We start from the raw sequence: 15,186 nt of genomic DNA on the forward strand, positions 1-15,186 counted from the left end.
CCCACGTCACCCCGGCAGGGCATGCTTCGATAGGCGATCGACGGTTCGGCGGGTGATGAGGCATGACGAGCGACAGTGACGTCCGGGACATCCGGCGGCGGCCCCTGACGACTTACGTCGGCCGTGCGGACGAGGAGAACGAGGTCCGGCGGCTGCTCGGCGCGGGACGCCTGGTGACCTTGACCGGCGCCGGCGGGGTGGGCAAGACCCGCCTGGCGGCCCAGGTGGCCAGTTCGCTCACCCGGGAGTTCCCCGGCGGCGTCGCGGTCGCCGGGCTGGGGGAACTGCGGGACGAACGGCTCGTCCCGCGTGCGGTCGCCGACAGCCTCGGCCTGCACGACACGGCGGGGCGCACCGACCTGGACGCCGTCGTCGCGTATCTGCGTCCCCGGCGGTCTTTGCTGTTGCTGGACAACTGCGAGCATCTCCGCGACGGCAGCGTGGAGCTGGTGACGGCGTTGCTGCGGGAATGCCGGGAGCTCGTGGTCCTCGCCACCAGCCGCTGCTCCCTGGGGCTCGCCGGTGAGCAGGTCCTGACGATCCCGCCCCTGGCCGTGCCCCGGGACGAGCTCGCCACACCCGAAGCGGCGCTCACCTTCGGCGCGGTACGGCTGTTCGCGGAGCGCGCCGCCAACGTCCTGCCCGCGTTCGAGGTCACGGAAGGCAACGTCGCGGACGTCGTCCGCCTCTGCCGTGGCCTCGACGGACTGCCGCTGGCGATCGAACTGGCGGCGGCCCGGATCCGCGCCTTGTCGCCGTCGCAGATCGCCGATCGGGTCGAGCAGAATTCGGGGGTGCTGGCGAGCGGCCTCCGGATGCCCGTCGAGCGGCATCGGACGCTGCGCGCCACGATCGACTGGAGCCACTCCCTCTGCACCGAGACCGAGAGGATCGTCTGGGCGCGCTGTTCGGTGTTCGCGGGGCAGTTCGATCTGGCGGGCGTCGAGGCCGTCTGTGCCGAGGAGGGCGGTTTGGACTCCCTGGCCGTACTGGACGCGGTGGACGGTCTGGTCGACAAATCGGTGCTGGCCCGGATCGACGGCACGGACAGGGTCCACTACCGGATGCTCCGGCTCCTCCGCGAATACGGCGGACGGCGGCTCGCCGCTTCGGGAGACGAGCTCGCCGTGGCGAGGAAGCACCGTGACCACTACGCCCGGCTCATCGCCCAGGCCGCCGAAGCCTGGTTCGGGCCTGGGCAGGACGAGGCCTACGAGCGCCTGACGGCCGCCCACGCCGACATCCGCGAAGCGTTGTCGTGGTCGCTTCGAACCCCCGGTGAAAGCCGGGTGGCGCTGGAGATGGCCACCGGCACGATCGAATACTGGGTGGCCCGCGGCGCGGCCTGGGAACTGCGGGACTGGATCGATCGCGCGCTCGACGCGGCGCCGCCGGAGACCCCGGGACGGGCGAGGGGGCTGGCGATCGCGGCCCTGTGCGCCGCGCTGCACGCGGATCTGCCGCTTGCCCGGCGGCGGTTGGCCGCCGCCGAGACGCTCGGGGACGAAGACGCGGCTCCCTACATCGCGCATGCGAGTGCCTTCGTGAGGATGCTGTCGATCGAGCCGAACACCATGATCCGCGCGGCGGAGGCGGTGCGGCTGTTCGGTGAGCGAGGCGACGTACGACGGCAGATGCACCCGATGTTCATCCAGGGGGTCGCTCTCGCCTACCGAGGGGATCTCCATGGAGCGCGGGAGCTGCTGGGCTCGATGCGTCGGCTGTGCGAAGAAGCGGGGGAGTACCGGTATCGCTCCATGGCCCTGTTCGGGCTGGGGGTCGCGGAGGTCTGTTTCGGCGGAGATCTCGACGAGGGGGAACGCTGGATCCGTGCCGCGCTGGAGATCGACCTCCGCGCCTCCGACGTGCTGTCGGTGGCCTACCGGGTGGACAGCCTCGCCTGGGTGGCCGCGCGGCGCGAGGACTGGGTCCGTGCGGCGGAACTGTTCGGAACCGCCGCCACGCTGTGGGACCGCTGCAGCGCCAAACCCGACGTGGCCGTCACGATGACCCACCGGATGTTCCACAAGGCCACCCGGAACGCCTTGGGAGCGGCGCGGTTCGACGCCGCGTTCGCCGAGGGACGGCGGCGGAACCCGCACGACGCCCTGAGCGGCCCGCCGTCCGAGCCCGTCGGCGAGCAGGCCGTGCTCGCGCCGCTGACGCCCCGCGAATCGGAGATCGCGCGGCTGGTCGCGGCCGGGCTGAGCAACCGGGAGATCGCGGCGAGGCTGGTCATCGCCCGGCGCACGGTGGAGACGCATCTGCAGCACATCTCGCACAAGCTCGACTTCGTGAACCGGACCCAGCTGGCCGTCTGGGTCGAGCAGCGGCCGCTGTGACCTCCTGGGAGCACAGCGGCCGCGGGACGCCCGGCGTCAGTCGATCGGGCAGGTTCCCTGGTACACGGCGATCTTCGGGTCGTTCGCCGGAAGCGGGCACAGGAACTGCTCGTACCTGGTGTCCTGGTCCACGAAGCGTTTGAGCCACGAAAGGCTGTACTTCGCGATGGTCACGTTCGGGTTCGTGGGCGCCATGTGGCCGGCCCCGGCCAGCAGCATGTACGCCTTGTCCAGCGACGCGGGAAGGCTTTGGTAGAACGGCCGGGAATGGGAGCCGTCCGGGGCGATGAAGTCGTTCTGGGCACTGACGACGAAGGTGGGGACCTTCAGGTCGGAGAACGTCGTGTTCGGATTCCAGCCCGTCAGCGGGATCGCCGCCTTCAGCGTGGGCGCCTTCTGGGACGCGATCAGCGCCCCGCCGCCGCCCATCGAATGCCCCATGACGGCCAGCCTGTTCGGGTCGACCCGGCTCTTGGCCTGGCTCGAATCGGTGACGTAACGCAGCGCCGCGAGCAGCTGGTCCGAGCGCCTGTCCGGGGTGTCCCAGAGGCTGTTGGTCGAGAACGTGATGACGACGAAACCCTGGGACGCCAGCCTCGGGCCGTACCAGGCGATCGCCGCCTCCGACTCCAGGAAGCCGGGCGCGATCGCGATCGCGCCGAACGTACCCTGGCCGGTGGCGGTCGGGTAGTGGATCGTCCCGCCGCCGAAACCTTGTCCGGCGGGGACTTTCTCGGTGGCGGTCTGGAACGTACCGCGATCCGCTTCGATACTGGCTTTCGTCGGCGCCGGGCCGCGGGCATACGGACTCTCTTCGGCGGCGGCCGGTACCGCCGCCACGAGAAGTGCGGTCACCGCACTGAGAACCGCGGCGCCCCACGTTGATCCACGCTTCATTGCGCATGTCCTCTCGGAAGAACCGTTCCGAGGCCGGAACGGATTCCCAGATATAGCGGGATTCCGGGGAAACGCGCGTCGTGGAAACTACTGAGACGCGGAAAATTGTCACGCCGAGGTGGATTCGGCGGTCGTGAATGGTGAGATCTGTCCTGGTTGCCGGGGGTGGCGTGTCGCGAAAGCCACTTTCGCGACGTCTGACGTCCCGAAAGTGGCTTTCGCGACACGCGTTCGTGGCGCCACGTGCCTCGGCCGAGCGGTCTGGCGCGGAGGCGTTGCGAAAGCCACTTTCGCAACCTTCAACGTTGCGAAAGTGGCTTTCGCATCACGTCACCTTTGGGAAGCCCCTCCGACCACCGGTCAGGCGCCCGGCCGGTTCCCGGTCGGGATCGTGATGGGGGTGGTCGTCGGCGAGGTGCCCTTGTTGAGGAACAGCATCGCCAGCGCGCGCACCAGCTGGTCGAACATGTAGAAACCGGCGGGCATGACGGGGATCAGCCCCTCGCGGAAGGCGATGTAGGCGGGCCACGCAGTGCGGATGAGGGCCGCGGACGCGTAGTCGCGGCGCAGTCCGAGCCAGTCGCCGATCGCGTCGCTCAGCACGTAGCGTACGAATTCGTTGAGGAATCCGCGGGTGACGCCCAGATCGATCTGCGCGGTCAGCCCTAGCAGGTCTTCGGCGAGCTCTTTCCCTTCGTGCGATGGGGAAAGGATCGGGGTGAGCACCTGCGCCGACTGCGCGTGCGCGGCGGCCCACGTCTTCGGGATGAACTCCTCCCGGACGCCGAGCAGGTGGATGGCGACCTGCCACATGTGGAGGAAGGCCTCTTCGTCGGCGGCCGACATCGGGACCTTCCACTCGCGCAGCTTCCGGTGCACGTAGGTGCCGAGGCTGTGGAAGGTGACCAGGATGTCGCCGTTGCTGATCGGGATCCGCTCGTCCGCGACGGCCTTCCAATGCGCCGACTGCGGCAGCAGATGCCGCACCGCGGCGTGCACGAGCCTGGTCTTGTTGGCGGTGACCACGAACTGGCCGCCGGGTTCGAAAGCGTTCAGGTCGCTCAGGTCGTAGCCGAAGGTGAACGTCTTGGCCGCGCGGTCCTGCATGTCGGCCCCGCCCGCGGACCAGTAGACCGATTTGGCCTCACGTGGGATGACGGTGCTCATGATGCCGCTGCCGAGCCCGTACAACATGAACAGATAGGTGTCCTTGCGCCGGTTGAAATCGGCCGCGCGGCGCAGTTTCGCGGGGTCGGCCCAGGACGGCAGCTTGTGGACGCCCTGGAGGTAGCCGGCGAGATCGGCGGGCAGGCCGCCGGGCAGCGGATCGTTGTTGTCCACCCAGGGTTTCAGCGCGGTGTTGACCGCCGGAACCTGGCCCGCCTCGAGGATCCTCGCCATGATGCGGTCGATTTCGTCGTCCCAGACCCACCACGGGTCGGCGGCCGAACCGGATCGCGTCGCACCCCAGGCCGGTGCGACGCTCGCCGCGCCGACCAGCCCCAAGGCGACACCGAGGGACAGGACGTTCCTCCTGCTGAGATCGCTCATTTACTGACCTAACTTCCTTGGTAGGCATCCGATGAGTGATTCGCTAGTGACGTACGCGTTTCTCGTCCAGGTCGCGGAGCGAACCCTTGACCACCTTCCCGCCCGCGTTGCGCGGGAGTTCGGGGACGACCACGAGATCCTTGGGCAGCTTGAAGGACGCGAGCCTGCCTTCGAGGAATTCGGCCAGTTCCGCCAAGGACGGTCCGCCGTCGGGCGGAGTGGTGACGAACGCGACCGGCACCTGGCCCCAGCGCTCGTCGGGCCTGCCGATCACGGCGACCTCCACCACCGACGGATGCGCGGAGATGGCGTTCTCCAGTTCGGCGCAGTAGATGTTCTCGCCACCGCTGATGATCATGTCCTTCTTGCGGTCGACCACCCAGATGAAGCCGTCTTCGTCCTGGCAGACCAGATCGCCGGAGTGGAACCAGCCACCGGCGAAGGCTTCCGCGGTCTCCCGAGGTTTCTTCCAGTACCCCTTGGTCACCGTCGGACCGCGATAGACGATCTCGCCGACCTCGCCCGGTGCGACGTCGTTCATGTCGTCGTCCACGACGCGGTATTGAAGGGTCGGGATCGGTTTGCCGACGGAGCCGAGTTTGCGCATCGAGTCCTCGCCGCTGAGGACGCAGGTGATCGGGGAGGTCTCGGTCTGGCCGAACACGGCCACGTTGAGAGCACCGGGGAACTTCTCGGCCATGGCGAGGAGTGTCGTCCTGGACGCGGGAGCCGCGCCCCAGCTGATGATCCGCAGTTTCAGGTCGCGGTCGGCGATGTCCGGCTGAGCGCAGATCAGGTCCCATTGCTGGGGGACGTTGAACACCACCGTGGCGCCTTCGCGCTCGTAGGCGTCGAGCACCGCGCGCGGATCGAAGGCGCCCAGTGGATGGATCACGACCACGCCGCCGACCAGGAAGTTCGCCACGATCGAACCCAGGCCCGCGATGTGGAAGAAGGGTGCGGTCAGGAAGGCGACGTCGGTGTCGTCGAAGATCTTCATCGCCCGGATGCAGGTGATCGCCTGCATCTGCAGGTTGCGATGGGACAGCATCACCCCTTTCGGTCTGCCGGTGGTGCCCGAGGTGTACATGATCAGCGCGGTCGACTCTTCGCTGACGTCCGGCAGCTCCAGCGGCTCGTGCGCGGTCAGGAATTCCTCGTACGCCTCTCCGAGCACGAGCACCGTCCCGATCGACGCGGCCTTCGGCGCGGCGTCGAGCAGGGGCAGCAGCCGCTCGTCGACGACGATGGCGGACGGTGTGCAGTCGGCGAGGATGTAGTCGAGCTCCGCCGGCGCGAGCCGGAAACTGAGGGGGACGGCCATGGCGCCCAGGCTGTTCGCCGCGAACACGGTTTCCACGAACCACGGGTGGTTCAAGGTCAGCGTGGCCACCCGATGGCCTTCGGCGACCCCGTGCGCGGCGAGCCCGGCGGCCAACCGCAAGGACCGCTCTGAAAGCTCCGCCCAGGTGGTCGTCTCCCCGAGGTACCGCAGGGCGGGCTTGTCCGGACGCATCATCGCGTGCGTCGCCGCGTGCGCCATCCAGTGGTGCCGGAAGGACGAGGCGGGAGCCGAAGCGGTCGACATGGCCATCCTCAGGTGTCGGAACGGGACTGGTCGCGAAGCCAGTATGCATGCCAAAGCGCCGGTTGAGAACCCATAAGTTAATCGGGAATCACATCAGGGCCCGGTCTTCGCCGGTCAGTTCCCATGCCGGTGATCCGGTTCGTGGTTGACTTCCCCGCATGGCCCAGTTCCCGTCCGCAGCCGCTCGGCACCCGCGATGAGCGCCGACTCGACCGCGGCCGTCCGGCCCCGCAACCGCAAGCAGACGATCGTCGACGCGGCCGGCCGGATCTTCAGCGAACACGGCTACCACGCGGCGTCGATGGAGGAGATCGCCGCCGACGTCGGCATCACCGCGGCGGCCCTGTACCGGCACTTCCCGAACAAGTACGCGCTGTTCGCCGCGTGCGCGAACGTCATGGCCGACCGGCTCGTCGCCACCCTCGACGAGGTCGCGCCCGGCGCGCCGCTGGCGGAGGTCCTCGCCGCCGTCACGCGGGGCACGGTCACCCATCGGGCGTCGAGCGGCCTGTACCGCTGGGAATCCCGGTATCTCGACCGTGACGACCGGCATTCGCTCGCGCTGAAATTCGGTCAGGTCGTGGACCGGGTGGCCGACGCGGTGCAGCGGGAGTACCCGCTCCCCGACGCGGGCCTGCGGGCCGTGGCGGCGCTCGGCGTGATCGGGTCCATCACGATGCACCGCACGTCGATCGCCCAGCGCCGGGTCGAAGAGGTGCTGGTGGAGTCGGCGCTGCGGGTGGCCGCGACCGACCCGGCGACGGGTGGCGGGAGCGCACACGCCGTCGAGCTGCCGTCCAGCCCGGAGTCGCGTACCCGGCGTTCGGAGATCATCGCGGCCGCCATCCCGCTGTTCGAACAGGACGGGTTCGCCAACGTCACGAACGGCCGGATCGCCGAGGCCGTGGGGCTGGTGCCGTCCGCGCTCTACCGGTATTTCCCCGGTAAGGCCGACATCCTCGCCGCCGCCTGCCTGCAGGCCGCGGGGATTCTGGCCCAGGCGGTGGAACAGAACCTTCGCGGTGTCGGCGACCCGGGCCAAGCCCTGCTCGCACTGGCGCGGACGTATGTGGCGTACAGCTTCGAGCACACCGCGCTCACGAGCGTCGCCAACGCGGAACTGGCGGGCCTCCCGGCCGCTCTGCAGCGGCCCTTGGTCAGCGCGCAGCGCGAGCACATCGCCGTCTGGGAAAGGGAATTACGGTCGGCCAGGCCGGAACTCGGCCAGCGTCAGGCGAGGGTGCTCGTGCACGCGGGTTTCGGGGTGGTGGTCGAGGCGGGCCGGAGGTTGCGCTGGGAGGACGTCCCCGCCAACCGTGACGCGGTGAGCGCGCTGCTCGTGGGCGCTTTGGGCATCTGACGGACCTAGGGTTCGCGGTGGCCGAGCCCGGCGGAGACCTGTCGCGCCGCGCGGCCGACGACGCGGTTCAGGCCGCGCATGCGGGCGGCGGGCATGTACGGCCGGGTCGCCGAAACGCTGATGGCGCCGGCGATCGCGCCGGTGGCGTCCCGGATCGGCGCCGCGACACAGCGGATCCCCGGTTCGTTGTCCTCCAGGTCCATCGCCACCCCGGACTCCGCGTACTCGCGCATCCGCGCCAGGAAGGCGTCGACGTCCTCCGGGCGCACCCGGCCGGGTTCCGCCGGTGTCTCGGCCAGATACAGCTCCCGCCACTCCGGCGCGGAGTCCAGCAGCAGCGCCATGCCGACCCCGGTGCGGGTCAACGGCATCCGGTGCCCGATACGGGAGCGCATCTCCGCGCCCCGTGAACCCGGCAGCTTGTCCAGGTACAGCACGGAATCCCCGTCGCGGACGGCCAGGTGCACGGTGTCCCGCAACTGCTCCGCCAGCTCCTCCAGCACCGGCCGGGCGACCACCGGCAGCGGACTTCCGTGCAGGGCTTGGAAACCCAGCTCGATCAAGGTCGGCCCGAGTGTGTAGCCGTCCCGTCCGCTGCGCAGATAGCCCTCGCTGACCAGCAGCTGGACCAGCCGGTGCGCGGTGCTGCGGCCCAGGCCGGTGTGGTCGACCAGGGCGCGGAGGTCGGTCGCGCCGTTCGCGACCGCGCGGATCACCGCGAGGCCGCGGGCGAGGGTCTGGGTGCCGGGCGGTGCCGTGTCGGACATGGCTGGATCCTACATATAGGGACGGCGATCGCATTATCGGGAACGCGACCGCACGATGTCGCTCGTGACGGACACTGAACCCGCCTTGATCGCGCTCGACTGGGGGACCTCCGGTCAGCGCGCCTGGCTGCTCGGCAGGGAGGGCGAGATCCTGGCCTCCCGCGACGCCGGGCGCGGACTGCTCACCACGACCGAGGACGTGGACCTCCGGGATCCGCGAGCGAGGGCGGCCGCCTACGAGTCGGCCTTCCGGCAGGCCTGCGGCGACTGGCTGACGACGTATCCCGGGCTTCCCGCGCTCGCCTCCGGGATGGTGGGCAGCGCGCAGGGCTGGACCGACTCCGGCTATCGCACCGTCCCGGCGCCGCTCGATTTCCCTTCGCTCGTCCCGGTTTCCCATCGAGACGGCGTGCTCCATCTCGTGCCGGGGCTGCGGATCCCGTCCGGTGACGACCCGGGCGACGTGATCCGCGGCGAGGAAACGCAACTCGTCGGCGCGCTCGAGACGCTCGGGCACCCCGGCGGACCGCTCACCGTGGTGCTCCCCGGTACGCACAGCAAATGGGTCCGCGTCGAGAACGGGATCGTCACCGGCTTCACCACCGCGATGACCGGCGAACTGTACGGATTGCTGACCGCACACGGCATTCTCGCCCGCACGGCCGCCGATCCGGTCGCCGACGACGCGGCCTTCTCGCGGGGACTGGCCGCGGGACGGCGTTCGCGAGGACTCGCCACCGAGGCGTTCGGCGCCCGGCCGCTCGTGCTCGACGGCGTACTGGAGCCGGAGTCGTTGCCCGACTACCTCTCCGGCGTCCTGATCGCCGACGAGGTTTCGCATCTGCTGCACGCGTCGGACACGCACGTCGTCCTTTGTGGAGCGAGCGAACTCTGCCGTCGTTATGCCGCCGCACTCGCCGGAAGGGGAGTTGAGGCCACCGTGCTCTCCGAGGAGATCACCGTCCGGGGGCTGTGGCGTATCGCGACGGCCGCCGGACTGCTCGAAGACCGTCTCGAAAGGACACTGAAGCCGTGACCGGTTTGATCGCGATCCTGCGCGGAGTGACCCCGGCCGAGGTCGTCGGAATCGGCCGGGCGCTCGTCGACGCGGGCTTCCCCGCCATCGAGGTGCCACTGAACTCGCCCGAGCCGTTCGAGAGCGTCCGCCTGCTCACCGACGCGTTCGGCGAATGGTGCGAGATCGGCGCGGGCACCGTGCTCACCACCGAAGACGTCGGCCGGGCGCGGGCGGCCGGGGCGCGGATGATCGTGGCGCCCAACACCGATCCCGCGGTGATCTCCGCCGCCGTGGCCGAGGGGATGACGCCGTATCCCGGCGTGGCCACGCCCACCGAGGCCTTCGCCGCGGTGGCCGCGGGAGCGCGGAATCTCAAGCTGTTCCCCGCCGGCGCGGTCGGGATCGGGGGCATGAAGGCGTGGCGTGCCGTGCTGCCACGCGAAATCGGGCTGCTGCCGGTCGGCGGCGTCGACGAAGCGAACCTGGCGGACTGGGCCGCCGCCGGGGCGGCCGGGGCGGGGCTGGGTTCCTGCCTCTACCGGCCGGGTGACGACGCGGACGCGGTCGGCGCCCGTGCCCGCGAATTTTCCAGGATTTGGCACCAGGACTAAGGAAGAGACCCATGAAGATCGTGTCAATGACGACATATCAGGTGCCGCCGCGCTGGTCGTTCCTGAAGATCGAAACCGACGAGGGCGTCACCGGCTGGGGTGAACCGGTCCTGGAGGGCCGGGCCGCTTCGGTGGCCGCCACCGTGGAGGAGCTTTCCGACCACCTGATCGGCAAGGATCCTTCGCGGATCGAGGATCTGTGGACGGTGCTCTACCGCGGCGGGTTCTATCGTGGCGGTGGTATCCACATGAGCGCGCTGGCCGGGATCGACCAGGCGCTGTGGGACATCAAGGGCAAGGCGCTCGGCGTCCCGGTCCACGAACTGCTCGGCGGCCGGGTGCGCGACCGGATCAAGGTGTACTCGTGGATCGGCGGAGACCGCCCCGCCGAGACCGCCCGCGCCGCGCGTGAGGTGGTCGATCGCGGATTCAGCGCGGTGAAGATGAACGGCACCGAGGAACTGTCCTATCTGGACACATGGGACAAGGTCGACCGCTGTGTGGCCAATGTGGACGCGGTGCGCCAGGCGGTGGGCCCGGACATCGGCATCGGGGTGGACTTCCACGGCCGCGTGCACAAGCCGATGGCCAAGGTCCTGCTGCGTGAACTGGAGCCGTACCGGTTGATGTTCGTCGAGGAGCCGGTGCTGTCCGAGCACGTCGACGGGTTCGCCGACGTCCTGCGCAACTCGCCGATCCCGATCGCGCTCGGCGAGCGGCTGTACTCGAGGTGGGATTTCAAGGCGGTGCTGGCCTCGGGCGCCGTCGATATCATCCAGCCGGACCCGTCGCACTGCGGCGGCATCACCGAAGCACGCAAGATCGCGCACATGGCGGAGGCCTACGACGTCGGCCTGGCCCTGCACTGCCCGCTTGGCCCGATCGCGCTGGCGGCGTGCCTGCAGATCGACGCGGGCTGCTACAACGCCACGATCCAGGAACAGAGCCTCGGCATCCACTACAACACGAGCAACGATCTCCTGGATTATCTGGCGGATCCGTCGGTGTTCGCCTACGACGAGGGACAGGTCGCCATCCCCCGCGGGCCGGGGCTGGGCATCGAGATCAACGAGGAGTACGTCACCGAACGCGCGGCCGAGGGACATCGCTGGCGGAATCCGGTGTGGCGGCACACCGACGGCTCGTTCGCGGAATGGTGAGCGCGATGACGACTTCCGTCCAGACCACTGTGCGCCCGACCCGGTTCCGGGTGCTCATCGCGGTGATGTTGTTCGTCACCGTCGTCATCAACTACCTCGACCGCTCGAACCTGTCGATCGCGATGCCCGCGATCGCCGGCGAACTCGAGCTGACCAAAGCGGAACAGGGCCTGCTGTTGTCGGCCTTCGGCTGGACCTACGCCGCGTTGCAGCTGCCCGGTGGCTGGCTGGTCGACAAGATCCCGCCGCGGCTGCTCTATCCGGCGTGCCTGATCCTGTGGTCGCTCGCGACGTTCTTCATGGGGATCATCGGCGGATTCGTGGCGCTGATCGCGTTGCGGCTGATGGTCGGTGTCTTCGAGGCGCCCGCCTATCCGATCAACAGCAAGATCGCGACCGTCTGGTTCCCGGAACGCGAACGCGCCACGGCCATCGGTTTCTACACCTCGGGCCAGTTCATCGGGCTGGCGCTGCTGACCCCTGTGCTGTCCTGGTTGCAAACCGTGCTTTCGTGGCACTGGGTGTTCATCGCCACGGGCCTGGTCGGCATCCTCTGGGCGGTGCTCTGGTACGCGAAGTACCGGGAGCCGCGCGACTCGCGGGCCAACGAGGCCGAGGTCGACCTGATCCGCACCGGCGGCGGCCTGGTGGATCTACCGCGTGAACGGCCGGAGCGGGCGCGGATCACCCGAGCGGATCTGGCGACGGTGCTGGGCAGCCGGAAGCTGTGGGGAATCTACTTCGGACAGTTCTGCCTGACCTCGACGCTTTGGTTCTTCCTCACCTGGTTCCCCACGTATCTCGTCGAATACCGGGAAATGGACTACATCAAGTCCGGCTTCCTGGCGTCGCTGCCGTTCATCGCGGCGCTGGTCGGTGTGCTGGCTTCCGGTGTCCTGTCGGATTTCCTGGTGCGCCGTGGTGCTTCGCTCGGGGTGGCGAGGAAGGGGCCGATCATCGCGGGCCTGCTGCTGAGCACCGTGATGGTCGCCGCGGGCTTCACCGACTCGACCACGCTGGTCATCGTCATCCTGTCGATCGCCTTCTTCGGCAACGGGCTCGCGTCGATCACCTGGTCGCTGGTCTCGGCGCTGGCCCCGCGACGGCTGCTCGGGCTGACCGGCGGGATGTTCAACTTCATCGGGAACCTGTCGTCGATCGCGACCCCGATCGTCATCGGCCTGATCGTCACCGACGACAGCTTCGCGCCCGGGTTCGCCTACATGACCGTGATCACGATCGCCGGGATCCTGTCCTACGTCCTCTTGGTCGGCAAGGTCGAGCGCGTCGCGGAGCGGCTGTGACCAGCGCTACATAGATACCCCCTTGGGGTACTTGCGCCGAGTGTGGACCCAGGCATAACTTCGTCTCCGTCAGGTACCCCATGGGGGTATCAACTTCTCGAAAGGACGGTCGTCATGGCGGAGACAACCCCGGACCCACGACGGTGGTGGGCGCTGGGACTCATCGCGCTGGCCCAGTTCATGGTCATCATGGACACCTCGATCATCGGCGTCGCTCTACCCGCCATGCAGCAGGACCTCGGGTTCTCCCCGGGGGACCTGTCGTGGGTGTTCAACGCCTACGTCATCGCGTTGGCCGGGCTCCTGCTGCTCGGCGGACGTCTCTCGGACCTGTTCGGCGCGCGGAAGATGTTCACCGCCGGCTGGGTCGTCACGCTCGGCGGTTCCGTGGTCGCGGCGGTCGCGGGTACCGCGTGGGTCGAATTGCTCGGCCGGGTGCTGCAGGGCGCGGGAGCGGCGCTGATCGCGCCGTCCGCGCTGACCCTGCTGATGATGCTGTTCGGCGCGCGTCCTCGTGAGCTGACCAAGGCGCTCGCGCTCTACGGCGCGGCCGCCCCGGCGGGTGGTACGGCGGGGGTGTTCCTCGGCGGTGTGATCACCGAGTGGTTGTCGTGGCCGTGGATCTTCTGGCTCTACGTCCCGATTTCGCTCGTCGCGGTGCTGGCGACCGGCAGGCTGATGCCGTCCGCGCCCGCACGGCGTGGTTCGGTCGACATCGCCGGTGCCATCGCGGCGACCGCGGGCCTCGGGCTGACCGTGTTCGGCGTCGTCCGGGCTCCGGAAGCAGGCTGGGACTCGGCGGGCACGTGGGGCGCGCTGGTGGGCGGGGTCGCCCTGCTCGTGGTGTTCGTGCTGATCCAGCGCAGGCGTGAGGTTCCGTTGGTGCGGCTGGGGATCTTCCGGACACCGAACCTCGGCGGCGCGAACCTGGCGCAGTTCCTGCTCGGCGCGGCGTGGATCCCGATGTGGTACTTCCTCAACCTGTACCTGCAGCAGGTGCTGGGATACGGGGCCTTCGCCAGCGGTGCGGCGCTGCTGCCGATGACGGTGCTGATCGTCGTGCTGATGGTCGCGGTCGCGCCCCGGCTGATCGGCCGGTTCGGGCCGAAGAAGATGATCATCGGTGGTCTGTGGGCACTCGCCGCGGGTCTGGTGTGGCTGTCGTTCGTCAGCCCGACGGGCAATTTCCTGGTCGACGTCCTGCCCGCGTCGCTGGTCGCGGCTTTGGGCCAGGCGCTGGCGTTCATCCCGTCGCTCGGCACCGCGATTTCCAGCGCGAAGCCGGAGGAAGGCGGGCTGGCGTCGGGGATCGTGAACACCTCGTACCAGATCGGTTCGGCGCTCGGCCTCGCCGCGATGACCGCGGTCGGCGTGTCGTTCGGCGCGGGGCGGATCGGGGACCCGGTCGCGCTGACCGGCGGATACTCGGCCGCGTTCCTCGGGGCCGCGGGAATCGCGGTCGCCGGTGGCTTCCTGGCCATGGCCACCCTGCGCTTCCCCCGGAGCGCGCCGAGCGAAGTCACCGGAGGTGACCCGGCGGTCGTGCGATGACCGGCTGTATCCCGTGTGGAGGGTGAGACCGTTCCAGGTCCGCCCTCCACACGTGTTTTCGGGCCCGGCCTCACATTCCGCGCGGCTGCCTCGTCGGTGGGACAGGAACATCCACCAACGCAAGGAGATCGCGATGAACGCCAGGCTCGACTACTTCGGCAACAAGGTCGGCGGAAAGTTCGTGAAGGCTCTCGTCTCGGCGAACAAGGGGCTGGTCGACTCGCCGCTGTCGCTCACGATCCAGGAACTGGTACGGATGCGCGCGAGCCAGATCAACGGCTGCGCGGTGTGCCTGGACATCCACACCAAGGAAGCGGCCGCCGCGGGCGAAACGGACGTGCGGATCAACCTGGTCGCCGTGTGGCGGGAGGCGAACTGCTTCACCGAGGCCGAGCGTGCCGCCTTGGAGGTGACCGAGCAGGCCTGCCGGATGGCCGACGGCGGCGGCGTCACCGATGAGGCGTGGTCGAACGCCGCCAAACACTTCGACGAAGACCAGCTCGCCGCGCTGGTCGGAGTGATCTCGCTGATCAACGCCTTCAACCGGATGAACGGCATCATCCAGAACCCCGGCGGCGACTACCGGGTCGGGCAGTTCGCATGACCGCCGCCGAGACAGCCCGCAACCGGGCGGCGTTCGACCGCTTCCACGACGCGACCAACAGTGGCAGCTACGACGTCATCGAGAAGATGATCGACGAGGTCGTCGCGCCGGACGTGGTGTTCCACGCGCCGGTGCCGATGGAGACGACGGGAGCGCAGGCACTGAAACAGGTGTGGACGGTGCTGCTTCGCGCGTTCCCCGACCTGCGGGTCACGGCCGAGGACGTGCTCGCCGACGGCGACAAGATCGTCTGCCGGAACACCGTCACCGGCACCCATGGGGGCGAATACCGGGGAATGCCCGCCACCGGGAAACCGGTTTCCTACAGCGAGATCTTCATCCTCCGCTTCGCCGGAGGGCGGGTCGCCGAGATCTGGGGTGTCGTCGACGTCCTCACCCAGCTCCGGCAACTCGGCGCCCTCGCGGCGTAGCG

At 69.0% G+C, this 15,186-nt stretch carries 13 protein-coding genes; 9 read left to right on the forward strand and 4 right to left on the reverse strand.

The genetic code is table 11. From position 1 onward, the window contains the following. Nucleotides 1–62: 62 nt before the first annotated feature. Complete coding sequence (locus NQK81_RS45305) at nt 63–2,342, forward strand: ATP-binding protein (RefSeq protein WP_306856010.1); 2,280 nt, start codon at nt 63–65, stop codon at nt 2,340–2,342. Nucleotides 2,343–2,378: 36 nt separating this feature from the next. On the opposite strand, the gene NQK81_RS40060 is transcribed toward NQK81_RS45305, so the two are convergent. The 3 genes from NQK81_RS40060 to NQK81_RS40070 all read right to left on the reverse strand — a co-directional run bounded on the left by NQK81_RS40060 (nt 2,379) and on the right by NQK81_RS40070 (nt 6,378). Further along, entirely contained in the window at nt 2,379–3,239 is an 861-nt protein-coding gene (locus tag NQK81_RS40060; RefSeq protein ID WP_257485641.1) for a dienelactone hydrolase family protein, read from the reverse strand. Nucleotides 3,240–3,599: 360 nt separating this feature from the next. Then, nucleotides 3,600–4,790, reverse strand: coding sequence for an oxygenase MpaB family protein (locus NQK81_RS40065; RefSeq protein ID WP_257485642.1), 1,191 nt, complete (start codon nt 4,788–4,790; stop codon nt 3,600–3,602). A 43-nt stretch (nt 4,791–4,833) separates the two neighbouring features. After that, nucleotides 4,834–6,378, reverse strand: coding sequence for an AMP-binding protein (locus tag NQK81_RS40070; RefSeq protein WP_257485643.1), 1,545 nt, complete (start codon nt 6,376–6,378; stop codon nt 4,834–4,836). A gap of 196 nt (nt 6,379–6,574) precedes the next feature. On the opposite strand from NQK81_RS40070, the gene NQK81_RS40075 reads away from it, so the two are divergent. Then, nucleotides 6,575–7,738, forward strand: a complete 1,164-nt coding sequence (locus tag NQK81_RS40075; RefSeq protein WP_257485644.1) for a TetR/AcrR family transcriptional regulator — start codon at nt 6,575–6,577, stop codon at nt 7,736–7,738. A 5-nt stretch (nt 7,739–7,743) separates the two neighbouring features. Here NQK81_RS40075 and NQK81_RS40080 read toward each other — a convergent pair whose 3' ends face one another. Next, nucleotides 7,744–8,505 carry an IclR family transcriptional regulator gene (locus NQK81_RS40080; RefSeq protein ID WP_257485645.1) on the reverse strand — a complete coding sequence of 254 codons (762 nt, stop codon included), beginning with the start codon at nt 8,503–8,505 and terminating at the stop codon, nt 7,744–7,746. 55 nt (nt 8,506–8,560) lie between these two features. On the opposite strand from NQK81_RS40080, the gene NQK81_RS40085 reads away from it, so the two are divergent. The 7 genes from NQK81_RS40085 (at nt 8,561) to NQK81_RS40115 (ending at nt 15,184) form a co-directional block, all read left to right on the forward strand. Continuing rightward, a complete protein-coding gene (locus NQK81_RS40085) occupies nt 8,561–9,541 on the forward strand; it encodes a 2-dehydro-3-deoxygalactonokinase (RefSeq protein ID WP_257485646.1) in 981 nt (326 codons plus the stop codon). After that, entirely contained in the window at nt 9,538–10,134 is a 597-nt protein-coding gene (locus NQK81_RS40090; protein WP_257485647.1) for a 2-dehydro-3-deoxy-6-phosphogalactonate aldolase, read from the forward strand. Before NQK81_RS40085 ends, NQK81_RS40090 begins: the two co-directional genes overlap by 4 nt. Nucleotides 10,135–10,145: 11 nt before the next feature. Continuing rightward, entirely contained in the window at nt 10,146–11,294 is a 1,149-nt protein-coding gene (dgoD, locus tag NQK81_RS40095) for a galactonate dehydratase (protein ID WP_257485648.1), read from the forward strand. Nucleotides 11,295–11,299: 5 nt separating this feature from the next. Further along, nucleotides 11,300–12,598: an MFS transporter gene (locus tag NQK81_RS40100; RefSeq protein WP_257485649.1), complete on the forward strand. Its 1,299-nt coding sequence runs from the start codon at nt 11,300–11,302 to the stop codon at nt 12,596–12,598. A gap of 114 nt (nt 12,599–12,712) precedes the next feature. Next, nucleotides 12,713–14,149, forward strand: a complete 1,437-nt coding sequence (locus NQK81_RS40105) for an MFS transporter (protein WP_257485650.1) — start codon at nt 12,713–12,715, stop codon at nt 14,147–14,149. 133 nt (nt 14,150–14,282) lie between these two features. Then, nucleotides 14,283–14,753, forward strand: coding sequence for a carboxymuconolactone decarboxylase family protein (locus tag NQK81_RS40110; protein ID WP_257485651.1), 471 nt, complete (start codon nt 14,283–14,285; stop codon nt 14,751–14,753). Further along, a complete protein-coding gene (locus NQK81_RS40115) occupies nt 14,750–15,184 on the forward strand; it encodes an ester cyclase (RefSeq protein WP_126737069.1) in 435 nt (144 codons plus the stop codon). Before NQK81_RS40110 ends, NQK81_RS40115 begins: the two co-directional genes overlap by 4 nt. The last annotated feature ends 2 nt before the right edge of the window (nt 15,185–15,186 follow it).

The organism is Amycolatopsis roodepoortensis, from assembly GCF_024628825.1.
In the GTDB taxonomy this organism is placed as follows: Bacteria; Actinomycetota; Actinomycetes; order Mycobacteriales; family Pseudonocardiaceae; genus Amycolatopsis; species Amycolatopsis roodepoortensis.

What these genes read in the sequence shown, in the direction of transcription:
- NQK81_RS45305 (WP_306856010.1), top strand. Translation starts at nt 63, where the DNA reads ATGACGAGCGACAGTGACGTCCGGGACATCCGGCGGCGGCCCCTGACG.
- NQK81_RS40060 (WP_257485641.1), bottom strand. Translation starts at nt 3,239, where the DNA reads ATGAAGCGTGGATCAACGTGGGGCGCCGCGGTTCTCAGTGCGGTGACC.
- NQK81_RS40065 (WP_257485642.1), bottom strand. Translation starts at nt 4,790, where the DNA reads ATGAGCGATCTCAGCAGGAGGAACGTCCTGTCCCTCGGTGTCGCCTTG.
- NQK81_RS40070 (WP_257485643.1), bottom strand. Translation starts at nt 6,378, where the DNA reads ATGTCGACCGCTTCGGCTCCCGCCTCGTCCTTCCGGCACCACTGGATG.
- NQK81_RS40075 (WP_257485644.1), top strand. Translation starts at nt 6,575, where the DNA reads ATGAGCGCCGACTCGACCGCGGCCGTCCGGCCCCGCAACCGCAAGCAG.
- NQK81_RS40080 (WP_257485645.1), bottom strand. Translation starts at nt 8,505, where the DNA reads ATGTCCGACACGGCACCGCCCGGCACCCAGACCCTCGCCCGCGGCCTC.
- NQK81_RS40085 (WP_257485646.1), top strand. Translation starts at nt 8,561, where the DNA reads ATGTCGCTCGTGACGGACACTGAACCCGCCTTGATCGCGCTCGACTGG.
- dgoD (WP_257485648.1), top strand. Translation starts at nt 10,146, where the DNA reads ATGAAGATCGTGTCAATGACGACATATCAGGTGCCGCCGCGCTGGTCG.
- NQK81_RS40100 (WP_257485649.1), top strand. Translation starts at nt 11,300, where the DNA reads ATGACGACTTCCGTCCAGACCACTGTGCGCCCGACCCGGTTCCGGGTG.
- NQK81_RS40105 (WP_257485650.1), top strand. Translation starts at nt 12,713, where the DNA reads ATGGCGGAGACAACCCCGGACCCACGACGGTGGTGGGCGCTGGGACTC.
- NQK81_RS40110 (WP_257485651.1), top strand. Translation starts at nt 14,283, where the DNA reads ATGAACGCCAGGCTCGACTACTTCGGCAACAAGGTCGGCGGAAAGTTC.
- NQK81_RS40115 (WP_126737069.1), top strand. Translation starts at nt 14,750, where the DNA reads ATGACCGCCGCCGAGACAGCCCGCAACCGGGCGGCGTTCGACCGCTTC.